Origin of the sequence: Acidovorax delafieldii 2AN, assembly GCF_000175235.1 — a bacterium.
Classification (GTDB): domain Bacteria; phylum Pseudomonadota; class Gammaproteobacteria; order Burkholderiales; family Burkholderiaceae_C; genus Acidovorax; species Acidovorax delafieldii_B.
On the sequence record NZ_ACQT01000562.1, the window covers coordinates 1 to 936 of the forward strand.

Here is a 936-nt window from a genome sequence, read left to right on the forward strand (position 1 = left end):
GCGGCCGAAGCCCGCACGCGCTGAAGACGCTTCGGTGGCGGGGCGGGCCGCCGGGCGGCCGCACCCGGCGCTTTTACAATGCCGGGCCTGACTTTGCGCCCCTGCCATGACCACCGACCCCTCGCCCACCAACGCCCCGGCTACGCCTTTCGAATGGATCGGCGGTGAAGCCCGCATCGAGGCTCTGGTGCAGCGCTTCTATGACCTCATGGACCTAGAGCCTGCTTACGCCGAACTGCGCGCCACGCACGGCAGCACCCTCGACGACGCGCGCCAGAAGCTCTTCTGGTTCCTGTGCGGCTGGCTCGGCGGGCCAGACCATTACCAGAACCGTTTTGGACACCCTCGCCTGCGGGCGCGCCACATGCCGTTCTCCATCGGCATCAAGGAGCGCGACCAGTGGGTGGCCTGCATGGACCAGGCGATGGATGAAACCGGTGTTCCCGAGGCTCTGCGCACGCGCCTGCGCGAGAGCTTCATGGGCACGGCCGACTGGATGCGCAACCGCGGCGGGTGACGCCTCAGCACATTGGTTTGCTATTGAAGAAATAGCTGTTGGCGCAGTACCGGCGAGCGCCCTGCGCCAAAAAGCCCCTTGATCTGTCCGCTGGCCCCCCCGAAACGCCCGCTGGGTCCCTGCACCCGCCGTGCCTCCGCAGTGCTCCGCTAAGATGCGCCCATCCAAACAACAGGGGGTGGGCAATGACGGTGACTGCATGGATCGTGCTCGCGGTGGTGGCCGCGCTGGTGGTGTGGGCCATTGCCGTCTACAACCGGCTGGTGCAGCTGCGCAACCGCATCGCCAACGCCTTTGGCCAGATCGACGTTCAGCTCAAGCGCCGCTACGACCTGGTGCCCAACTTGGTGGAAGTGGCGCGCGGCTACCTGGCCCACGAAGCAGCCACGCTTGAAGCCGTCATCCAGGCGCGCAGCCTG

The 936-nt window shown here is 66.9% G+C and carries 2 protein-coding genes; both read left to right on the forward strand.

Annotation, left to right across the window (positions count from 1 at the left end):
- Nucleotides 1–106: 106 nt before the first annotated feature.
- A complete protein-coding gene (locus tag ACDELDRAFT_RS23035; protein WP_005801681.1) occupies nucleotides 107–517 on the forward strand; it encodes a group II truncated hemoglobin in 411 nt (136 codons plus the stop codon).
- Nucleotides 518–702: 185 nt separating this feature from the next.
- A partial coding sequence (locus ACDELDRAFT_RS23040) for a LemA family protein (RefSeq protein ID WP_005801683.1) occupies nucleotides 703–936 on the forward strand: 234 nt, incomplete at its 3' end.

Coding starts and splice junctions, on each gene's coding strand:
- ACDELDRAFT_RS23035 (WP_005801681.1), top strand. CDS start 107: ATGACCACCGACCCCTCGCCCACCAACGCCCCGGCTACGCCTTTCGAA.